The following is a 20741-nucleotide window of genomic DNA, read 5'->3' on the forward strand; positions in this document are numbered from 1 at the left end:
ACAAATGAAAGTAGTTATATTACCTGATTCCTTTAAAGAAAGCTTGGATGCAACGAATGTAGCTAATGCCATATATAATGGCTTTCATTCTGTATTCCCGAATGCAGAGTATCATTTATTACCTTTAGCCGACGGAGGGGAGGGCACTGTTCAAGCTTTAATCGCATCAAATGGTGGAGAGGTAGAAACCATTAATGTAATAGGTCCTCTTAATGAAACGGTTCGGGCTAAAATCGCATTTTCTAAGGATAATAAAACAGCTTTTATAGAAATGGCTGAAGCTTGTGGCTTACATCTTGTACCAATTGAAAAACGTGATCCGTTACAAACTACTTCCTTTGGTGTTGGCGAATTGATTCTTTATGCTATTGAGCGTGGAGTTTCTGAGCTGATCGTTGGTGTTGGAGGTAGCTCAACAAATGATGGTGGGATTGGTATGGCTCAAGCGTTAGGTTACCAATTCTTCGATCAAAACGGTAGGGAAATTAAATGCAATGGTGAGGCATTACTAAAAGTAGCTTCAATGTCTGATGAAAACAAGTCGCCACTATTAGATAAAGTGAAAATCACTATTGCAGCAGATGTTGTTAATCCATTGATTGGTAGAAATGGAGCAACATATATATTTGGAACACAAAAAGGGCTATCTGTGGATCAATTAGCTATAGTGGATGAAGCAATGGGAAATTTCTATCAGATTACTGAGCATTATCTAAATAAATCCGTCTCAGAGATCCCCGGTAGTGGAGCTGGTGGTGGCATGGGTGCAGGCTTAATGTTATTCGCAAATGCTTCAATAAAAAAAGGGATTGAACTCGTTCTTGAACAATTAAATGTTAAAGAAATATGTAAAGATGCTGACATCGTAATTGTAGGAGAAGGCAGAATGGATGGTCAAACAATTTATGGTAAAGCACCTGTTGGAGCGGCATCTTGTGCTCCATCTAATGCAAAAGTAATTGCAATTTGTGGTAGTATTGGTAAGGGGATAGAGGAATTGTATAAACATGGAATCGATGCTATTTTTCCTACGATTCCTGCAATCTTACCAATTGAAGATGTAATGAAAAACGCATTTGATAATATTGAAAGAACTGCAAGAAATATTGCTGTATTAATAAAATAATTGAAAATAAAAAAGCAGAAAAACATGTATGAGTTTTCTGCTTTTTTATTGGTTTTGCTCTTCTATTCGAGTTATTCTCCTATAGTTTGAACAAATCGATATAAACCAAATTAAAATTATATTCTAGATAAAATTTCCCCACTAATTGCTCCTACAAGTACAATAATCCATGGTGGTAATTTTATAATTACTAACATACTAAATAAGATTGCTACGATTAGTAAGTCAAAAATAGAAAAAACAGAGCTGATCCATATTGGATTAAAAAAAGCTGAAATTAAGATTCCAACTACTGCGGCGTTTATGCCTAATAAAGCTCTCCTTAATTTCGAACTACGACGCATACTAGACCAAAATGGGAGAGTACCTATAATAAGTAGGAAAGCAGGTAAAAAGATGGCAATCGTTGCAATAATACCTCCTCGAAAGCCCACCATTATAGTTCCTAAATAGGCTGCAAATGTAAATAATGGTCCAGGTACAGCCTGCGTGACACCATATCCAGCCAAAAATGTTTCTTTGCTTAGCCATCCAGTAGGAACAAACTCACGTTCAAGTAAAGGGAGAACAACATGACCTCCACCAAATACCATTGATCCTGCTCTGTAAAAACTATCAAATATAGAAATCCATATTGACGATGTAAATGAACTAAATAAAGGTAATAAAACTAATAATAAAAAAAATAAAGCTAAACAAAAGATTGAAATCTTTTTTGATATATTCGTAATTAATGTAGTTTTATCATTATTTTCATTATCCTGATATAGAAAATATCCTACAATTGAAGAAATTAAAATGACAGCAATTTGAGTGAATGTCGTTTGCCATATTAGTGTAGCCATCATCGCAAACAAAGCAAGAGCTTTCCTTTTTAAATCAGGGGTCAAGTTCTTCACCATGCCTAAAATAGCTTGTGCAACAATCGGCACCGCAACCAATTTTAATCCATGGATCCAACCGGAGTTTTTTATATCTATGTCTTGTAGTAATGATGCAAATAATATAAGTACAATTACTGATGGTAATGTAAATCCAATAAATGAAACAATGCCACCTAAGACTCCTGCACGCATTACGCCAATACCAATGCCAACTTGGCTACTTGCCGGTCCAGGTAAAAATTGTGACAAAGCTACTAAGTCAGCATAGTTTTGGTCATCAATCCACTTTTTCCTTCTTACATATTCTTCATGAAAATAACCTAAATGTGCAATCGGTCCACCAAAAGAAGTTAAGCCCAGTTTAGTAGATACCATAAGTATTTCTAACAATAGATATAACCTATTATTTTTATGATTAGAATTCATATTTCCTCCAACAATTTATACATGGAAATAGTATAGGGTAAATCCACTGATAAACCAATGACTTCTGAAGAAAATATAGAAAAGATTAACAATCGAGGCTATTCTATACTATTTATTTGAAAAAGATACAACTTTCTAATTCATAAACAAAGTTACAGGCATTGGCATAATATCTGTTAAACTTTAAATAAACTGAATAAAGTAAGGAGAAAAATAGAGATGGAAAGAATTGATATACAGTCATATATAGAAAATTATCCATTGTTAAAAAAACTTATTAAATTAGAGGAATATCTTTGGTTCAATCCAAATTTTGAGACGTTTCAAAAAGCAATTAAAAAATCACCTCTTACTCAAGATGATGTAAACGACGCAGATGAACGATTAAAAAGGTTTGCCCCATATATTTCAAAGGTTTTTCCGGAAACAAAAGATACAAATGGCATGATTGAGTCGCCTTTAGTACAAATTCCTTCTATGAAACAATCGTTAGAAAAAGATTTCCAACAAACTATATTAGGAGAATTATTTTTAAAATGTGATAGTCATTTACCGATATCAGGCTCAATTAAAGCAAGAGGTGGCATTTATGAAATATTAAAGCATGCTGAAAGTCTAGCTATAAAGCATCAACTATTAACGATTGAAGATGATTACTCAAAAATAGATAGTGATATTTTTAGAGATTTTTTCTCTAACTACTCAATTGCTGTAGGGTCTACAGGTAATTTAGGTTTGAGCATTGGCATTATTAGTGCAAAGTTAGGTTTTAAAGTAACAGTACATATGTCAGCAGATGCAAAGCAATGGAAAAAAGACTTGCTTAGAAGTAAAAACGTAAATGTTATTGAGTACGAGGCGGATTATAGTAAGGCAGTAGAAGAAGGACGAATTCAAGCCAAAGCAGATCCAAATTGTTATTTTGTAGACGATGAGAATTCAAAAGATTTATTTTTAGGTTATGCAGTAGCAGCTTCACGTTTAAAAAAGCAGTTTGATGAATTAGACATTACTATTGATGAAAACCACCCATTATTTGTCTATTTACCTTGCGGTGTTGGAGGAGGACCTGGTGGTGTCGCATTTGGATTAAAACTATTATTTAAAGATAATGTTCATGTCTTTTTTGCCGAGCCAACTCATTCTCCTTGTATGTTGATTGGATTAATGACAGGACTTCACGATCAAGTTTCTGTACAAGACTTTGGTATTGATAATAAAACGGATGCAGATGGATTAGCTGTAGGGAGACCATCTGGCTTTGTAGGAAAAATTATTGAGCCTTTTTTAAGCGGTAGCTATACAATTTGTGATGAAAAACTATATACGATGTTAAAAGATTTAGTAGATTTTGAGGATCTGTATTTAGAACCGTCAGCACTAGCAGGTATGATTGGCCCGATTAAATTATTTAAAGAAGGTCAAAATTATTTGTTAAAAAATAATTTATTAAAAAAAATGGAAAATAGTACCCATGTCATTTGGGGGACAGGTGGTAGTATGGTCCCGGAAAAAATGATGAAAGAGTACTATCAAAAAGGCTCTCTTTTTAAATAAAATAAATAATGCAAAATTTTATTATTCGTTAAAAAGTGAAAAAATTCTTTTAATGCAGAATAATATGACATATATTTGTATATGTAAATAAGTTTTCTATTTAGATTTTGACGCAAGATATTTTCTTTTTAATTGGTTCTGTTTAAAAATTGTTAAATTACTATAAAAAGCCATTCCGTCATGAACGGACTGGCTTCAGTGCATTTTGTATAATACCCATTAGGGTATTGGAATACTCGGTTTTATCTAAATCAACTTAAACAGAGCATCCGATTAAAAAGCACAAAACATATTCTCATTAGGAGCGATAAAATTGAATTTAGAAAAGTATTTTTCACAATTTAGAAAAGAGATTATTGGAAATGAAAAAACATTCTTATCGCCATTTGGTGAAAAGAAAATTATTTATTTAGATTGGGCTGCTAGTGGTAGGTTATATGGACCTGTTGAAGAAAAATTGCTTTCTACTTTTGGGCCTTATGTTGCAAATACGCATACGGAATCAAATATAACTGGAAGTACGATGACGAATTGTTATCATGAAGCATTACAGATCATAAAAGAACATGTTAATGCAAGCGCTTCCGACACAATCATAACAGATGGATCAGGAATGACTGGCGTTATGAATAAGTTTCAACGAATTTTAGGGCTAAAAATACATGAAAATTTCCATTTTCGTTTAAGTATACCTGAGGAAGAAAGACCAGTTGTTTTTATAACAAGTATGGAGCATCATAGCAATCATACTTCGTGGTTGGAAACGATTTGTGATGTAGAAGTTGTACCTAATTGTACTAATCATGTCGTCGATTTAAACTATTTAAGAAATCGACTTGAGTTTTATAAAAATAAACGAAAATTGATTGGATCCTTTAGTGCTTGTTCCAATGTATCTGGATTAATTACACCTTATCATAAGCTAGCTAGACTTATGCATGAATATAATGGCGTTTGTTTTGTGGATTTCTCAGCTTCTGCACCATATGTTGACATCGATATGCATCCTAGTGATCCGATGGAAAAACTTGATGCCATTCTGTTTTCACCACACAAGTTTTTAGGAGGACCAGGTAGCAGTGGAGTTTTAATATTTGATTCGTCAATGTACCAAAATAAAATACCAGATCATCCAGGCGGGGGAACTGTTGAATGGACAAATCCGTGGGGAGAGAAAAAATACATTAACAATATTCGTGAAAGAGAAGATGGAGGTACGCCAGGATTTCTGCAAACGATTAGAACAGCTCTTGCAATTAAAGTAAAAAATGCAATGGGAACAGCGAATATATTAAATCGTGAAGAAGAATTGGCACACATCGTATTAGATGAGCTCAGAACAATTGAAAATGTAGTGTTACTTGAAGATTCTAGTAATCCACGGTTAGGTTTTTATTCTTTTTATTTAAAAGATATTCATCATAATTTAGTCGTTAGATTATTAAATGATCGCTACGGAATTCAAGTACGAGGTGGTTGTTCATGTGCGGGTACTTATGGTCATATGCTACTGAATATTACAAGAGAAATGTCTAAAGCAATAACAGATGAAATCGATAATGGTAATATTAGCGTAAAGCCGGGATGGATTCGCATGAGTGTTCATCCAACGACTACTAATGAAGAAGTCGTTATATTTACTAATGCTTTAAGAGACATTATTCAAAACATTGGAGAATGGTCTAAAGATTATATTTATTTAAAAGAGAAAAATGATTTTATTCATAAAGACGAAGCAGTTATGGAAGTCGGTACTTATTTTGAGATTGAAACGGCAGTGAAATCTTAAATTCTCAAAGTAGCCTGTGAAAAAAGATCACATTATGATGATCTTTTTTTGTCCACTTTTAACTCCCTTAAAGAAGTCTAATTCATATAAAATCAAATGATTGACAATATACCCTGAGGGGTATATATTTTAATTAAGAATATTGCACATATATTCTAGAATAATGGTTAGGCTTGGTTTTATAAGTTAGGGGTGATTTAATGAAATATGATGATCCAGTAAAAAATAGAGTAAAGCGAATTGAGGGACAGATTCGTGGGATTTTAAAAATGATGGAAGAAGACAAAGATTGTAAAGATGTCATTACTCAATTATCAGCAGTTAAATCAGCTTTGGATCGTACGATTGGCGTGATTGTAAGCTCAAACTTAGTTGATTGTGTCCGAAATGCGAATGAAAACGGGCAAGATGCTGAAGATTTAGTGAAAGAAGCAGTAAATTTACTTGTAAAAAGTAGATAAATTGTGTTTGACACTATTTTTTATTTTCAACATTCTATACCCATAGGGGTAATAGTATATATAAAATATATTTTTTGTTTCGTAATATACCCTATTGGGTATAAAGAACGAGGGGGAGAAGGAATATGGCAACTAAGAAAACAAATATCATTTTATTTAGTGGAGATTATGACAAAGCAATGGCCGCCTATATTATTGCGAACGGTGCAGCAGCTTTTGATCATGAAGTAACTATTTTTCATACATTTTGGGGATTAAATGCTTTACGAAAAGGTGAACATGTTGCAACAAAAAAAGGTTTTATTGAAAAGATGTTCGGAAAGATGATGCCTAGAGGTGCTGATAAAATGGGACTTTCTAAAATGAATTTTGCTGGTTTTGGACCAAAGATGATTAAGGATATTATTAAAAAGCATAATGCTTTGCCTTTACCACAATTAATTGAAATGGCCCAAGAACAAGACATAAATTTAGTAGCTTGTACAATGACAATGGATCTGTTAGGTCTACAAACAGAAGAGCTATTAGAAAATATTCAGTATGCTGGTGTTGCAGCTTATATTGGTGAAGCAGAAGAAGGTCAGGTTAATTTATTCATTTAATTAGAAAGGATTTGAAGAACATGAAAGAAATTAGTGCGATTGAGCTTGAACATGAATTGAAAACTGGGAAAGACGTAATGATTATCGATGTTCGTGAAGTAGATGAAGTTGCAGCTGGGAAAATCCCTGAAGCTATTCATATTCCACTTGGATTAATCGAATTTCGATTACATGAATTAGATAAAACAAAGGAATATATTATGGTTTGTCGTTCAGGTGCTAGAAGTGGCCGTGCAACAGAATTCCTTCAATCTCAAGGGTTTAATGTTAAAAATATGGTAGGCGGAATGCTTTCTTGGGAAGGGAATGTAGTTTAATTTTTTTTGATCAAATAAATACCCTTGGTGGTATTCTAAGTGCGGAGGTTATACTATGGAGTTCATTAAAACAAATATGAAGTTAGATGCAAAAGGATTAGCTTGTCCAATGCCAATTGTAAAGACTAGAAAAGCAATGAAGGAATTAGAAAATGGGCAAGTGATCGAGGTTCAGGCAACTGACAAAGGTTCAAAAGCAGATATTAAAGCTTGGGCGGAAAGCACTGGAAATCAATACTTAGGAACAATCGAAAATGGTGAAGTATTACTTCATTATTTAAGAAAATCTTCAGATGAAAATACAATTGAAAAAAGATTTGAAAACGTCATTACGAACGATCAATTAAGTCAAAAGCTACAAGACGAAAATACAATTGTTTTAGATGTAAGAGAAGAAGCTGAATTTGTATTTAATCATATACCAAATGCGGTATCGATCCCTTTAGGTGAATTGGAGAACCGTATGACAGAATTAAATAAAGAGCATGAAATATATATTGTTTGCAGAACAGGAAATCGTAGTGATCTTGCTGCTCAATTACTAGTTTCGAATGGTTTTACAAACGTATTTAATGTTGTACCTGGAATGTCTGAGTGGTCTTTTGAAACAGCAAGCATAAAAGGTTAATTTAATTTTTTTTGAAAAAAATTTATACTATAGGGGGTATTGAAAATGGCGGTCACATCAATGTCTGCAAAAGAGATTACAAAAAAAGTGTTTGATAAAGAAGCACTATTTATTTTAGATGTCAGAAATACTGACGATTATAATGATTGGAAAATAGAAGGTTCAAATTTTGAACATTTAAATATACCTTATTTTGATTTACTTGATGGGGTTGAAGACATCTTAGATAAAATTCCTACAAATACAGATGTTTTAGTTGTGTGTGCTAAAGAAGGATCATCCATCATGATTGCAGAGATGCTTTCAGATGCGGGACTAGACGTAGCTTACCTTAAAGGCGGAATAAAAGAGTGGAGTGAATATTTAGAACCAGTAAAAATTGCAGATTTGGATAATGGTGGAGAGTTATATCAATTTGTCAGAATCGGTAAGGGATGTTTATCTTACATGGTGATCTCAAATCATGAGGCTGCGATTATTGATTCGACTCGGATGACGGATATCTACATCGATTTTGCCAATGAGAGGAACGCGAAAATCACTCATGTATTTGATACTCACCTTCATGCAGACCATATTTCAGGTGGAAGAAAAATTGCTGAGATTACGGGTGCAACATACTGGTTACCGCCAAAGGACGCTAAAGAGGTCACTTTTGAATATAGTCCATTAGAAGATGGCAATAAGGTAATGATTGGTAAAACAGCAATCGTGCTTGAGGCTTTTTATTCACCAGGACATACAATCGGATCAACTTCATTTGTTATTGATGAAAAGTTCTTACTTTCTGGGGATATTTTATTTATCGATTCAATTGGAAGACCAGATCTTGCAGGAATGGCAGAGGATTGGGTGGGAGATTTACGCGAAACACTTTATAAAAAATACCGAAACTTATCACTTGAATTAGTCGTGCTTCCATCTCACTTTATGATGATTAGTGAATTGAACGAAGATGGTAGTGTTTATAAAAAACTAGGCTATTTATTTAATCAGAATCATGGATTGAACATTAAAAATGAAAGTGAATTTAGAAAGTTAGTAACTGAGAACTTACCACCACAACCAAACTCATATAAAGAAATCCGAGAAGCGAATATGGGGAAAATTAGTTTAAATGAAGAAAAACAGAGAGAAATGGAAATTGGTCCAAATCGCTGTGCAGTACGATAATGAGACTTGGAGGAGAATAGAATGGAAGCTACAAAATTATTAGATGCAAAAGGCTTAGCATGTCCAATGCCAATTGTAAAAACAAGAAAAGCTATGGCAGAAATTGAAGCAGGCGAAGTATTAGAAATTCATGTTACTGATAAAGGAGCTAAAAACGATCTTGCAGCTTGGGCTAAATCAGGTGGACATGAATTATTAGAGTATACCGAAGAAGACAATGTTTTAAAATTTTGGATTAAAAAGGGATAAGTTAAATAGTTTAAGATGAAAAAGGAGAGTCCATCTCCTTTTCTATTATAGGGGGACTTAAATTGGAATGGACCTTAATTTTAGTACTTTTCTTAGTTGGATTTTTTGGGTCCTTTATTTCAGGTATGGTAGGGATTGGTGGAGCGATTATAAATTATCCAATGCTTTTATTTATTCCTCCATTAGTAGGATTTGCTGCTTTCACCCCACATCAAGTTTCAGGTATAAGTGCCGTCCAAGTAGTATTTGCAACTTTAGGTGGAGTACTAAGCTATCGTAAAAGCGGTTATTTAAACAAAAAAGTAATATTGAGTATGGGAATAAGTGTCCTAATCGGAAGTTTTCTTGGTGGATTTGGCTCAAATCTACTTTCTGAACATGGAATTAATCTTGTTTACGGAATTTTAGCGATGATTGCGGTTGTTTTAATGTTTATTCCTAGAAAAAATGTCGAGATGTCAGCAGATGGTCAAATTTCAATTAATATATGGCTTGCGGCAGTTTTGGCATTTATCGTAGGAACTAGTGCAGGTATTGTTGGAGCTGGAGGGGCATTTCTTTTAGTACCAATCATGTTAACGATCTTAAAAATACCAACTCGTGTGACAATCGCTTCCTCATTAGCCATAACATTTATTTCTTCAATAGGCGTAACGATTGGAAAAATCTCTACTGGTCAGGTTGAAATTTTGCCTACAATTATTGTTGTTATAGCAAGTTTAATCTCCTCACCAATCGGTGCAAATATAGGGAAAAAAACAAAAACGCAGGTTTTACGAGGGATTCTAGCAGTATTAATTGGTTTTACCGCATTGAAGATTTGGATTACGATTTTTAAATCTTGGTTAAGTTGAATTTGAATTAATAGTAAAAACAGAAAAACTTATCTAAGTTTTTCTGTTTTTTTGTGTGCTAAAATCAGTCTAATCGTAAAATAATAACTTTATTTAATATTCTATTTGTTCAGTTGTAAAAGTGGATTTTGCTACTTTTTCCGGCATTGTTAGGAAAATAACAGCTACAATTATACATACTCCGCCTACTAACTGGTAGATTCCAAAGGATTCCTTTAACCATAAAATCGAAACAATTGTCGCTACAAGTGGTTCAATGCTAGATAAAATACTAGTCTCTGTTGCTGATAAATAGTTTAGACTACCGATGTAGAGAAGAAAGGAAACCGTACCAATTATTATAATTAAAATCAGCATTGAGAATGTTGATAAAGTAAACGTTTGTGAAAGTTGTTTCCATTCAAAAGAATGATTGTAAATAAATAATGCGATACCTCCGATTAACATACCCCAGCCAATTATTAAAGTCGTCCCCCATTGTTGAATTAGGGAAGCAGGTTGAAGGGTGTAGAAAGTAAAACCAATAGCTGTTAATAGTCCGAATAAAATAGTTTCCTTAGACATGACAATATTTTGGGTTGAACCATTTGTAATAATAAAGTATGTTCCAATCAGTGCTGATCCAATTGCTATCACTTGGAGAGTAGAAGGCAGTTTTTTATGTTGTATTGCAACAAAAATAGTAATTAGAACTGGTCCTAAAAATTGGAAAAGAGTAGCTGTAACCGCATTGCTAATATGAACCGTCTCGATAAAGACATATTGTGCGCCTAGCATCCCAATAATAGAGAAAACGATCAGTTTTGAGAGATGACGTGGGCTTTGCCAAATACGAAATATATTTTGTTTCCTTAAAAGCAAGGAAGATAAAATAAAGATTCCAGCAATTAAGAGGCGGATTACTAAATAGTCGATCGATGACATTGTCGTATGCTTGAAAAGCCACTGAATTAATGGACCCGATAAGCCCCATAAAGTAGCTCCTGTAAGAATCATAAATAGTCCAAGACGTCTGTTGTTTTGCATGATCATGTTGCTCCTTTCAAAGATTGATTTTTATAGATTTACATGATAAAAGAAATTATAAATAAACTCTGGTACTATATGTAGTGTCAGGAAATCGTTTCTTTAAGGGGTCAGATTTCATGATAGATTTAACACCAAATTTGAATGTAGAAAGCAAAATACCATTGTATGTACAGTTATATGAGTATATAAAAGCCGAAATAAGAAGTGGAAAAATCTCTCCAATGACTAAGCTTCCAGCAAAAAGAAAGTTAGCTATGCATTTGGAAGTAAGTAAAAATACAGTAGAATCAGCATATGAACAACTCCTGGCAGAAGGGTATATTGAATCGGTTCCACGAAAGGGGTATTTTGTATGTGAAATTGAGCAAATAATACATACAGCAAAAAAAGGAGAAGTCGTTAAGGAAGTATTATACAGAGAAAAAGTATATAAATATGACTTTACTCAAACGGGGGTAGATGCAAAGACATTTCCCTTCTCTGTTTATAGAAAAATCTCAAATGAAGTATGGCAACTAGAAAATAAGGACCTTTTATTTCTTGGCCACCCTCAAGGTGAATTCTGTCTGCGTGAAGAGATTGCGAAATATTTATATGAATCAAGAGGGGTTAATTGCCAAGCGAGTCAAATTGTAATAGGAGCCGGAACACAATTTTTAATAAAAATATTGTTTCAGTTACTAAAGGGAAAGCGTTTTGCAGTTGAAAACCCAGGGTATCATCAAAAGTTGGTTGTCTTTGAAAAGGGAAAAGACAATGTTCAAATGATCCCACTTGATGAGGAGGGGATCTCGATTACAGCTTTAGAATCTAGCAATGCGAATGTTATGTTTGTTACCCCATCCCATCAATTTCCTTGTGGAATGATTATGCCAATTAAAAGAAGGGTACAACTTTTACAATGGGCACAAGAGGAGTATGGACGCTATATTATTGAAGATGATTATGATAGTGAATTTCGTTACTCTGGAAAACCAATTCCAGCATTGCAAGGGCTTGATACAGAAGGACACGTAATATATATGGGCACATTTTCTAAAGCTTTACTCCCTTCATTACGAATGAGCTATATGGTATTATCAGAACAGCTTATCAAATTGTATCAATCAAACTATTTATTTTACACGCAAAGTGTTTCAAGAATCGATCAAGAGATTATCCGAAAATTTTTAAACGAAGGTCATTGGGAAAAGCATATTCATAAAATGAGAGTTGTATATCGGAAAAAGAGAGATGTACTTGTCTCGGCGATCGAAAGGTACTTTTCCAATAAAGTGAAGGTGATCGGAGAAGATTCTGGCTTACATATTTTATTAAAGGTTTATAATGGAATGTTAGAAGAAGAATTAATAAAAAGAGCAGCTGATAATAGTATAAAAGTATATCCAGTTTCAATGTATTATAGCGAAGGGAACATTCCAAAAAATACAGTTTTACTTGGATTTGCTATTTTATCTGAGACGGAGATTGAAGAGGCAATTCGATTATTATTTACTGCATGGTTCACAAAATATAAAAAGTGATGGATAGTCGGTCAACATTAAAGGCTTTGTTGTTTGCTACTTATTGCATTATTCATAAATAAAATTTGCTAATTTTGTACTAATTTATTTAAAATGGAATTAGTCGTTTTTTTAATAGCATTTACTATAAAATTAAGTTGAAATGGAGAATGGTTTATATGACAAATCAAAATGAAACTAGCGCTTTACCGCCAAAAACATGTACGATTGAGCGCCTTGTTACGCTTAAAGAGGATATCGAAAAAGTATTGGCAGGAGAAAAAACAGCTACTCGCCGTAACGGGAGATATGCAGATGTTGGGGAAGTAATGACTCTTCAAAATCAACAGTATGTTGTTGAAAAAGTATATTCTCAAGCCTTAGGTGAATTGACAGATGAGGATGCTAAGCAAGAAGGCTATCCGACTGTAGAAGAGTATAAGCAATCGATTCTATCAATCCATCCTGGAATGCCTTGGTTGCCAAAAATGAGGGTATGGGTTCATGAGTTTCGTCTCATTCAAGATTAATATCTATGCTGTATAGACTGCTTCTTTACATACATATTGCTAGTGTAATTTTATCGATTGGTCCTTTTTTTGTATTGATTCCGATACTAAAAAAGCTGCATACCACACAGTCCGCGATACAACAGAGCTATTTGGATGTATTCCGGTTTGCTGTCAGATTGGCAAAGCATGCTGGGCATGTGCTGGTTGGATCGGGGGTCTTGTTGGTACTAGTAGGCCATTGGTCGTGGAAGACCTCTTGGATCGTGATGACTATTCTTCTTTTGGTGAGTTCATTATTTTTTCTAGCTAGAGCTTTTTCACCAACGATTAAAAAATTTAGTGAACTAAATCAAGACAAGAAATTGTTGATTCACTTGCTTCGTCGTTCAATCTGGATTTATATCGCTCTTTTAATGGTTATGTTATGGTTTATGGTAGTAAAGCCTACATTATGGTAGGCACAATTCAATTAAGCAGACAGGTTCTTTTTTATTCAAGGGACATTGTCTGCTTTTTTGCTCTTTATTAAAATGAAATAAAAATAAGTATTTAGACCTATTTCAAACGGACTGTAAAATAGGTTTCTTTTTATAAAAACGAATGACATAACTCCTATATCAAACACACTTTGTAAAGAAGATGCTATTATCAAACACAATTTTTTCTAACAAATTTTTAAAAAAATTCTTGACGTATTACAAAAAGAGATATAACATGAACTCAATCATTTAAAAACTTAATAAATTCTATTACTTATCCAGAGAGGTGGAGGGACTGGCCCTACGATACCTCGGCAACGGGTTTGTTATTTCGTAACAAATACCGTGCTAATTCCTGCAAATCGTTCAAGCGATTTGAAAGATAAGAAGTAAAGTGGCTTATATATTTTAACCCCTCTTCTTATCTGTCTTATTGGATAAGAAGAGGGGTTTTTTGTTGTAGAGCCATAGAAGAAAAAGGGTGAAACATAGATATAAAACCTAGTTTTCAAATCTGTTTACTAAGATATAGTGATTAGAATAACTTGCATTGGAGGAAGTAATTTGATTGAGATTAAAAATGTCTCTAAGGTTTATCCTGGAAGACCGCCTATTAAAGCTTTAAATAATATTAATATGAAAACCGAGAAAGGGGAGATTTATGGAATCATTGGATTTTCCGGAGCGGGAAAAAGTACACTAATTCGTTGTTTAAATAGACTTGAAGAGCCAACAGAAGGATCAGTTTTAATTGATGGATTGAATCTGATGACATTAAATGATGAAGAGTTACGTAAGACACGTAGAAAAATTGGTGTCGTATTCCAGCATTTTAATCTACTTTCAGCTAAAACGGTATTTGATAATATAGCAATGCCGTTATACCTTGAAGGTAAGAAGAAACGGGACGTTCAGGAAAAAGTAATGGAATTAATTGAATTTGTTGGACTTACGGGGAAGCAGGATGTATATCCGGGACATTTATCGGGGGGACAAAAGCAAAGAGTGGGAATAGCAAGGGCACTCGTAACAGACCCAGATCTTTTGTTATGTGATGAAGCTACGTCTGCATTAGACCCTGAAACAACAAAGAATGTATTAGAGCTTTTAAGGAAGGTTAATAAATCTTATAATCTTACAATTTTCCTTATTACCCATGAAATGAGTGTAATTCGTGATTTATGTGATAAAGTGGCCGTCATTGATAATGGAGAAATTGTCGAAGAAGGTAATGTATACGATGTCTTTACGAATCCAAAAAAAGGTATTACAAAGAATTTTGTTAACACTGTATTACAAAATGAGGTGCCGTCTAAGCTATCGAAAACATTATCAAAGGGGAAATATTATCAATTAGTCTTTCTAGGTGAAAAGGCAGCCAATCCATTATTATCAGAGGTTCTAAAAAAATTCGATATTCATTTAAATATTCTTTATGGGTCGATTACAGAGCTACAAGAAAGGCCATATGGAAATTTACTTGTAGCATTAGAGGGAACAAAAGAGGAAAGCTCAAAAGCGATTAAATTTATTTCAGAGAAGGGGATCGATGTAAGGGAGGTTGAATTAAATGGAGCTTAATTGGGAATTCTTTTGGCCACAGTTTTTGCAGGCAACTCAAGATACATTTCTAACTGTGCTAGGATCATTTATTTTTGGCACAATCATAGGATTGCCTTTAGGAATTATCCTAGTAGTAACAAGGCCAGGTCATATAATGGAAAATAAACCTTTATTTACTTTGTTAAATACCATTATTAATATTGTTCGATCTGTACCATTTATTATTTTGCTAGTTGCCATTATACCATTTACTAGATTATTGACGGGGACATCAATTGGCGTAGTAGCAGCAATTGTTCCGCTTTCGATCTTTGTGGGACCTTATTTGGCAAGATTGATTGAGAACTCCATGCTAGAAGTGGATAAGGGAGTGTTGGAGACAGCCTATTCAATGGGAGCAACGAAGTTTCAAATCATCGTGAAGTTTATTTTACCAGAGGCGATTCCATCGTTGATTCTTTCATTTACAACAGCAACGATTGGATTGATTGGATCGACTGCTGCAGCAGGGGCTGTTGGTGCTGGAGGATTAGGTGACTTAGCTATTACATATGGTTATCAGCGCTTTGAAACATTGGTTATTATCATCACTGTTGTATTACTAGTACTGATCGTGCAAATCATACAAAGCTTAGGAAATACGTGGTCAAGATATGTAAGGAGGAAAAGAGGATGAAAAAGTTTTTTACTATTTTTGCAGCATTATTATTAACAGTTTCGGTATTATCAGCATGTGGTTCTAAATCATCATCAGGTAATGGAAAGGAAAGAACAGTTAAGATTGGTATTAACGGTGATGACTATGAACTTTGGAATATTGTACAAAAACAAGTAAAAAGTGAAGGCATAAAATTGAAAATTATATCATTTTCAGATTATGTTCAGCCGAACACAGCACTTAATGACGGCAGTCTTGATTTAAATTCTTTTCAAACGATTACTTATATGAATCAATTTAAAGCAGATCATAATTTAGATATTTCTGCAATTGGCTCGACGGTGATTGCGCCAATGGGGATTTACTCACATAAATTTAAGAAGCTAAGTGATATCCCAGATGGAGCAACTATTACGATACCAAATGATGTTACGAACGCAGGCCGTGCACTTAAACTATTACAATCTTCAAAGTTAATTAGTTTAGTAGATAATTTTGATCCTAAAGGAAGTATTGAACAAATTAAAGACAATCCTAAGCATCTGAAAATCCAACCGGTTGCTGCAGGGCAAACAGCTAGATCATTGGATGATGTGGCAGCAGCGATCATTAACAATGGATTCGCTGTTCAAGCGGGCCTAGACCCTGCAAAGGATCCACTTTATAAAGAAGATCCAAATGATAAAGCAGCTATGCCGTATATCAATGTTATTGCATCTCGTACGAAGAATAAAAATGACAAGGATTTTTCAAAGATTGTAAAAGCATATCAATCAAAAGAAGTTCATGATTACATTATTAAACGTGACAAAGGTGCTACGGTTCCGGTAGTCATTTCAATTGATAAAATTAAAAATCTATAAAGCTAGTTTATGCTTATATAAAAGAGTGGAAGGGAGAAAAGTTTAAATGACAGTCCAAGTTGAAACGCAAAGAGAACAAATTGTAAAAAGTATTGAGGAATCAAAGGATGTTTATCTTGAAATTAGCCACAAAATTCATGAGAAACCTGAAATTGGCAATCAAGAATTTTTTGCATCAGAAACACATACTAAAATTCTAGTAGAAGCTGGATTCGATGTAACGCGTAATATTGCAGGACATGAAACAGGCTTTGTAGCAAGGAAAAAGTCATCTAAGCAAGGCCCAACCATCGCTTTTTTAGCAGAATACGATGCATTACCTGGTCTTGGTCATGCATGCGGACATAATATTATTGGAACAACGAGTGTAGCAGCAGGAATCGCACTTGCTGAAGTTATTTCTGAGACCGGAGGAGAGGTTGTTATATTTGGAACACCTGCAGAAGAAGGTGGACCAAACGGAAGTGCAAAGGGGAGTTTTGTAAAAAATGGATTACTAGAAGGTGTTGATGCAGCTCTTATGCTCCACCCAAGTGGTAAAACAGGTTTGTCAACCCCATCATTGGCAGTGGATCCCTTAGACTTCCATTTTTATGGAAGAGCAGCCCATGCAGCTGGGTCACCAGAACATGGAATTAATGCCTTAGATGCAGTTATCCAGTTATTCAATGGAATTAATGCCCTACGCCAGCAGCTTCCTACTGATGTTCGTATACATGGAATTATCACTCATGGAGGCGATGCACCGAATATTATTCCTGAGTATGCTTCAGCGAGATTTTTCATCCGTGCTAGTACTTGGAAACGTACGGAAGAAGTATCTACAAAGATTCGTAATATTGCCGAAGGAGCAGCGCTTGCAACAGGTAGTACAGTGAAAATTGAAAGATTCCAAAATGAAGTCCATGATTTTATTATCAATCAATCTCTTGATGAGATTGTAGGTGAAGAACTAAGCCTATTGGGTGAAGTAGTACATGGTAAAAGCGGTGGTCTAGGATCTACTGACGCCGGAAACGTAAGCCATGTTGTTCCGACTTCACACGCATATATTAAAATTGGACCTGATGATTTAATTGCTCATACGAATGAATTCCGTGAAGCTGCAAGATCGCCACGTGGTGATCATGCATTAATAAAGGGGGCAAAAGCATTGGCTCTAACGGGCTATCGTTTAATTACCGACAAAAACCTTATGGAAAAGGTTCAAAATGAATTTCAACAGGCAGAAAAATAATTAACTAAAACGGTCAGAAAGATGGGCGGAATTACCATCTTTTTGGCCGTTTTTTGTTTAATAGATCATACAAATTATTTAAATCAACCCAAATCGTTTCATTTTTTCTCTATTATTTTTATAGGGATATTTTTATAAAAATCGAATATTACATAAAGTGGACACTATAATGAATGGAGTGATTGATATTTTTTATCCTGAATCTCGGTTTGAATCGATTAATGGTATGGAGCTTCATTTTACAGAATGGGGAGAAAGAAAAAATCCAACCGTTGTTTGTTGGCATGGTTTAACTAGGAATGGAAGGGATTTTGATATTTTAGCTCGTCATTTGGCTAAGGATTACCATGTAATTTGCCCAGATACGATTGGGCGAGGATTAAGTCAGTGGAGTACTTCTCCTGAGCAAGATTACTGTTTTGAAAACTATGTAAATATAGCGATTGGTCTATTAGATCGTTTAGAAATTGAACAAGTTCGTTGGGTAGGTACTTCGATGGGAGGAGCAATTGGAATGCGACTTGCTGGTACGCCGAACCATCTAAGCCGTATTTCCCATTTAGTATTAAATGATATTGGGGCAGGAGCTTCAGAAAATCAACCACAAGATATAGAAGGAATTAAGCGAATTATTAGCTATGTCGGTACACCACCACAATTTAAAACATTTACTGAATTGAAGAATTACTATAAGTTAATTTATCATTCATTTGGTGTTTCAAGCGAAGAAGAATGGAATGATTTTACCCAAAATTCTTGCCGTAGAAGAGATGAGGGTGGAATTAGCCCGGATTATGATCCTAAAATTGCATTACAATTTCAACATACTGAAGATTTAACGTTATGGGATTATTGGAAGGCTATTCAGTCCAAGATTTTACTCATTCGAGGAGAAGTTTCGGACGTCTTGCCACTGGATGTAGCATTAAAAATGAAGGAAACGCAGAAGTTTCAAATGGAAACAATACCTAAAGTTGGTCATGCACCTGCTTTAAATACAAATGAGCAAATTTCAATTATTGATAAATTTTTAAAAGAAGTTTAGGTTTATGCGGACTATTTAAATTGTGAGCTGTTCCATATTTGCAGTTCAAGAAGAAAATCTAAAAGCAAATTTTCTTTTAAAGAGAAAGTAAAAAAAGATTGAACAAATGTACTTCAAACATCTGTTCAATCTTTTTTTGTTTTAATTATTATTGAAAGAATGTTGCCCAAAGTAAGTATGCATTTAATACGGCAATAATTGAAGCAATTGTCCAAGCCACTGATTTCAGCCAAGTTTTATTAACGAATTTACCCATTTTTTTAGCATCGCTAGTGAACATGACTAGTGGTATAACCGCGAAAGATAACTGTAAAGATAGGATTACCTGACTTAGTATTAATAAATCTGCAGTTCCTTTTGCACCGTATAAATAAGTGACGATCAGTGCTGGTGTCACGGCAATTAAACGAGTAATTAATCTTCTTAACCAAGGTTTAAGCTTAATATTTAAAAAGCCTTCCATTACAATTTGCCCAGCTAGCGTACCTGTTAAAGTAGAATTTTGACCGGAAGCCAATAATGCCAATCCGAAAAATGTACTTGCTAAAGTCGTTCCTAATAATGGAGTAAGAAGCTGGAACGCATCTTCAATTGATGCAACATTTGTATTGCCCGATTTGTAGAAAGTCGAAGCAGCTAATATTAAAATTGCTGCATTTACAAACAATGCAATCATTAATGCAACTGTTGAGTCTATTGTAGCAAATTTAATTGCTTCTTTTTTACCAGCATCAGATTCTTCAAATTTTCTAGTTTGAACGATTGAAGAGTGAAGATATAAGTTATGAGGCATAACAGTTGCCCCTAAAATTCCTAAAGAAATATAAAGCATTTTTGGATCTGTAATAACTTGAGAACTTGGAATAAATCCACCAAATACAGCTTTTACATCAGGTTGAGACATAATCAACTCAAAAATAAAACTACCTGTTATTAATATAATTAATGAAATGACAAAAGCTTCGATATACCTAAATCCTTTATTTTGTAGAAGTAAAACAAGTAATATATCTAAAGTTGTCAAACAAATTCCATAAAACAACGGAATCCCAAATAATAGATTTAAAGCGATGGCTGACCCTATTAATTCAGCTAAATCACATGCAGCAATTGCAGCTTCACAAAGTATCCAAAGAACGAATGATACGGGTTTACTGAAGTGGTCTCGACATGCTTGAGCCAGATCTCTTCCTGTTACTATACCTAATTTAGCAGCTAAAGATTGTAGTATTATGGCCATTATATTTGAAATTAAAATGACAGATAACAAAGTGTAATTAAAAGCAGATCCACCCGCTATGGAAGTAGCCCAGTTTCCAGGATCCATATATCCAACTGCAACTAAGTATCCTGGGCCTGCAAATGCCAGAAATTTACGGAAATTACTAGCTTTTTTTGGAATAGGTAACGAACGATGAACCTCTTGCAAACTAGGTTGTGAATGTTCCTGTCTCCAGCCGGCTTCTTTATATATGACTTTTTCTTGTGATTCTTGTGACATGTTTCCCACCACCTGTTTTATTGTACACATCAAATAGTTTTTCCCTAGGGAAAGTTTTTAAATTATATGCTGATTTTAACACAATAGTTCCCAAATGTAATAAAAAATTTTTGATAACTTCGTAAATTTTTAGTTAACAGATAATATACATAGAATATTTTCCTTTTCTTTGTTTTTGCTTTTTTCCTATTTCTTATGCAACTCACTCAGATCGTTCTGCTTTTTAAATATGCTGTAGATTATTATCGAGTTAATTGTTTCCAAGTGTGATATACTAGTCAAAAAA

General features: G+C 34.2%; 21 protein-coding genes and 1 riboswitch. Of the genes, 18 read left to right on the forward strand and 3 right to left on the reverse strand.

The features are described 5' to 3' along the window. Window positions 1-4: 4 nt before the first annotated feature. On the forward strand, window positions 5-1126 hold the full coding sequence (locus tag CN925_RS19820; protein ID WP_098848524.1) for a glycerate kinase: 1122 nt from the start codon (window positions 5-7) through the stop codon (window positions 1124-1126). 116 nt (window positions 1127-1242) lie between these two features. On the opposite strand, the gene CN925_RS19825 is transcribed toward CN925_RS19820, so the two are convergent. Continuing rightward, complete coding sequence (locus tag CN925_RS19825; RefSeq protein WP_098848525.1) at window positions 1243-2436, reverse strand: chromate transporter; 1194 nt, start codon at window positions 2434-2436, stop codon at window positions 1243-1245. 219 nt (window positions 2437-2655) lie between these two features. Between CN925_RS19825 and CN925_RS19830 the strand changes: the two genes are divergently transcribed. From CN925_RS19830 to CN925_RS19870, 9 genes are all read left to right on the forward strand, one after another. Next, window positions 2656-3993, forward strand: coding sequence for a D-serine ammonia-lyase (locus CN925_RS19830; protein WP_098848526.1), 1338 nt, complete (start codon window positions 2656-2658; stop codon window positions 3991-3993). A gap of 313 nt (window positions 3994-4306) precedes the next feature. Continuing rightward, window positions 4307-5782, forward strand: a complete 1476-nt coding sequence (locus CN925_RS19835) for an aminotransferase class V-fold PLP-dependent enzyme (RefSeq protein ID WP_098848527.1) — start codon at window positions 4307-4309, stop codon at window positions 5780-5782. A gap of 200 nt (window positions 5783-5982) precedes the next feature. Next, window positions 5983-6243 carry a metal-sensitive transcriptional regulator gene (locus tag CN925_RS19840; protein WP_098848528.1) on the forward strand — a complete coding sequence of 87 codons (261 nt, stop codon included), beginning with the start codon at window positions 5983-5985 and terminating at the stop codon, window positions 6241-6243. 125 nt (window positions 6244-6368) lie between these two features. After that, window positions 6369-6845: a DsrE/DsrF/DrsH-like family protein gene (locus CN925_RS19845; protein WP_098848529.1), complete on the forward strand. Its 477-nt coding sequence runs from the start codon at window positions 6369-6371 to the stop codon at window positions 6843-6845. A 20-nt stretch (window positions 6846-6865) separates the two neighbouring features. Further along, a complete protein-coding gene (locus CN925_RS19850; RefSeq protein WP_098848530.1) occupies window positions 6866-7162 on the forward strand; it encodes a rhodanese-like domain-containing protein in 297 nt (98 codons plus the stop codon). Between the two features lie 55 nt (window positions 7163-7217). Continuing rightward, on the forward strand, window positions 7218-7790 hold the full coding sequence (locus tag CN925_RS19855) for a sulfurtransferase TusA family protein (protein WP_098848531.1): 573 nt from the start codon (window positions 7218-7220) through the stop codon (window positions 7788-7790). Window positions 7791-7835: 45 nt separating this feature from the next. Continuing rightward, window positions 7836-8963, forward strand: coding sequence for an MBL fold metallo-hydrolase (locus tag CN925_RS19860; RefSeq protein WP_098848532.1), 1128 nt, complete (start codon window positions 7836-7838; stop codon window positions 8961-8963). 21 nt (window positions 8964-8984) lie between these two features. After that, the gene (locus CN925_RS19865; protein WP_098848533.1) at window positions 8985-9212 is read left to right on the forward strand and encodes a sulfurtransferase TusA family protein; all 228 of its coding nucleotides are present in this window, start codon (window positions 8985-8987) and stop codon (window positions 9210-9212) included. A gap of 62 nt (window positions 9213-9274) precedes the next feature. Then, window positions 9275-10066, forward strand: a complete 792-nt coding sequence (locus CN925_RS19870; protein WP_098848534.1) for a sulfite exporter TauE/SafE family protein — start codon at window positions 9275-9277, stop codon at window positions 10064-10066. A gap of 93 nt (window positions 10067-10159) precedes the next feature. Here CN925_RS19870 and CN925_RS19875 read toward each other — a convergent pair whose 3' ends face one another. Beyond that, window positions 10160-11092: a DMT family transporter gene (locus CN925_RS19875; protein ID WP_098848535.1), complete on the reverse strand. Its 933-nt coding sequence runs from the start codon at window positions 11090-11092 to the stop codon at window positions 10160-10162. A gap of 119 nt (window positions 11093-11211) precedes the next feature. On the opposite strand from CN925_RS19875, the gene pdxR reads away from it, so the two are divergent. From pdxR to CN925_RS19915, 8 genes are all read left to right on the forward strand, one after another. Continuing rightward, window positions 11212-12618: a MocR-like pyridoxine biosynthesis transcription factor PdxR gene (pdxR, locus tag CN925_RS19880; RefSeq protein WP_098848536.1), complete on the forward strand. Its 1407-nt coding sequence runs from the start codon at window positions 11212-11214 to the stop codon at window positions 12616-12618. Window positions 12619-12776: 158 nt separating this feature from the next. After that, entirely contained in the window at window positions 12777-13127 is a 351-nt protein-coding gene (locus tag CN925_RS19885) for an ASCH domain-containing protein (protein ID WP_098848537.1), read from the forward strand. 5 nt (window positions 13128-13132) lie between these two features. Further along, the gene (locus tag CN925_RS19890) at window positions 13133-13567 is read left to right on the forward strand and encodes a hypothetical protein (RefSeq protein WP_098848538.1); all 435 of its coding nucleotides are present in this window, start codon (window positions 13133-13135) and stop codon (window positions 13565-13567) included. 292 nt (window positions 13568-13859) lie between these two features. Further along, window positions 13860-13977, forward strand: a riboswitch (SAM riboswitch). A 175-nt stretch (window positions 13978-14152) separates the two neighbouring features. After that, complete coding sequence (locus CN925_RS19895) at window positions 14153-15169, forward strand: methionine ABC transporter ATP-binding protein (protein ID WP_098848539.1); 1017 nt, start codon at window positions 14153-14155, stop codon at window positions 15167-15169. After that, entirely contained in the window at window positions 15159-15827 is a 669-nt protein-coding gene (locus tag CN925_RS19900; protein WP_098848540.1) for a methionine ABC transporter permease, read from the forward strand. The genes CN925_RS19895 and CN925_RS19900 overlap by 11 nt, the downstream gene beginning before the upstream one ends. Further along, window positions 15824-16672 (forward strand): MetQ/NlpA family ABC transporter substrate-binding protein, encoded by an 849-nt coding sequence (locus tag CN925_RS19905; protein ID WP_098848541.1) that lies wholly within the window; start codon window positions 15824-15826, stop codon window positions 16670-16672. Before CN925_RS19900 ends, CN925_RS19905 begins: the two co-directional genes overlap by 4 nt. Window positions 16673-16718: 46 nt before the next feature. Continuing rightward, a complete protein-coding gene (locus CN925_RS19910; RefSeq protein WP_098848542.1) occupies window positions 16719-17909 on the forward strand; it encodes a M20 family metallopeptidase in 1191 nt (396 codons plus the stop codon). Window positions 17910-18078: 169 nt separating this feature from the next. After that, on the forward strand, window positions 18079-18954 hold the full coding sequence (locus CN925_RS19915; protein ID WP_098848543.1) for an alpha/beta fold hydrolase: 876 nt from the start codon (window positions 18079-18081) through the stop codon (window positions 18952-18954). Between the two features lie 148 nt (window positions 18955-19102). Here the strand turns inward: CN925_RS19915 and CN925_RS19920 are convergent, their stop codons facing one another. After that, window positions 19103-20455: an Nramp family divalent metal transporter gene (locus CN925_RS19920; RefSeq protein ID WP_098848544.1), complete on the reverse strand. Its 1353-nt coding sequence runs from the start codon at window positions 20453-20455 to the stop codon at window positions 19103-19105. Window positions 20456-20741 lie beyond the last annotated feature (286 nt).

The sequence above is a fragment of the Bacillus sp. AFS055030 genome (assembly GCF_002574545.1).
In the GTDB taxonomy this organism is placed as follows: domain Bacteria; phylum Bacillota; class Bacilli; order Bacillales; family Bacillaceae_G; genus Gottfriedia.

Coding starts and splice junctions, on each gene's coding strand:
- CN925_RS19820 (WP_098848524.1), top strand. CDS start 5: ATGAAAGTAGTTATATTACCTGATTCCTTTAAAGAAAGCTTGGATGCA.
- CN925_RS19825 (WP_098848525.1), bottom strand. CDS start 2,436: ATGAATTCTAATCATAAAAATAATAGGTTATATCTATTGTTAGAAATA.
- CN925_RS19830 (WP_098848526.1), top strand. CDS start 2,656: ATGGAAAGAATTGATATACAGTCATATATAGAAAATTATCCATTGTTA.
- CN925_RS19840 (WP_098848528.1), top strand. CDS start 5,983: ATGAAATATGATGATCCAGTAAAAAATAGAGTAAAGCGAATTGAGGGA.
- CN925_RS19845 (WP_098848529.1), top strand. CDS start 6,369: ATGGCAACTAAGAAAACAAATATCATTTTATTTAGTGGAGATTATGAC.
- CN925_RS19850 (WP_098848530.1), top strand. CDS start 6,866: ATGAAAGAAATTAGTGCGATTGAGCTTGAACATGAATTGAAAACTGGG.
- CN925_RS19855 (WP_098848531.1), top strand. CDS start 7,218: ATGGAGTTCATTAAAACAAATATGAAGTTAGATGCAAAAGGATTAGCT.
- CN925_RS19860 (WP_098848532.1), top strand. CDS start 7,836: ATGGCGGTCACATCAATGTCTGCAAAAGAGATTACAAAAAAAGTGTTT.
- CN925_RS19865 (WP_098848533.1), top strand. CDS start 8,985: ATGGAAGCTACAAAATTATTAGATGCAAAAGGCTTAGCATGTCCAATG.
- CN925_RS19875 (WP_098848535.1), bottom strand. CDS start 11,092: ATGCAAAACAACAGACGTCTTGGACTATTTATGATTCTTACAGGAGCT.
- pdxR (WP_098848536.1), top strand. CDS start 11,212: ATGATAGATTTAACACCAAATTTGAATGTAGAAAGCAAAATACCATTG.
- CN925_RS19885 (WP_098848537.1), top strand. CDS start 12,777: ATGACAAATCAAAATGAAACTAGCGCTTTACCGCCAAAAACATGTACG.
- CN925_RS19890 (WP_098848538.1), top strand. CDS start 13,133: ATGCTGTATAGACTGCTTCTTTACATACATATTGCTAGTGTAATTTTA.
- CN925_RS19900 (WP_098848540.1), top strand. CDS start 15,159: ATGGAGCTTAATTGGGAATTCTTTTGGCCACAGTTTTTGCAGGCAACT.
- CN925_RS19905 (WP_098848541.1), top strand. CDS start 15,824: ATGAAAAAGTTTTTTACTATTTTTGCAGCATTATTATTAACAGTTTCG.
- CN925_RS19910 (WP_098848542.1), top strand. CDS start 16,719: ATGACAGTCCAAGTTGAAACGCAAAGAGAACAAATTGTAAAAAGTATT.
- CN925_RS19915 (WP_098848543.1), top strand. CDS start 18,079: ATGAATGGAGTGATTGATATTTTTTATCCTGAATCTCGGTTTGAATCG.
- CN925_RS19920 (WP_098848544.1), bottom strand. CDS start 20,455: ATGTCACAAGAATCACAAGAAAAAGTCATATATAAAGAAGCCGGCTGG.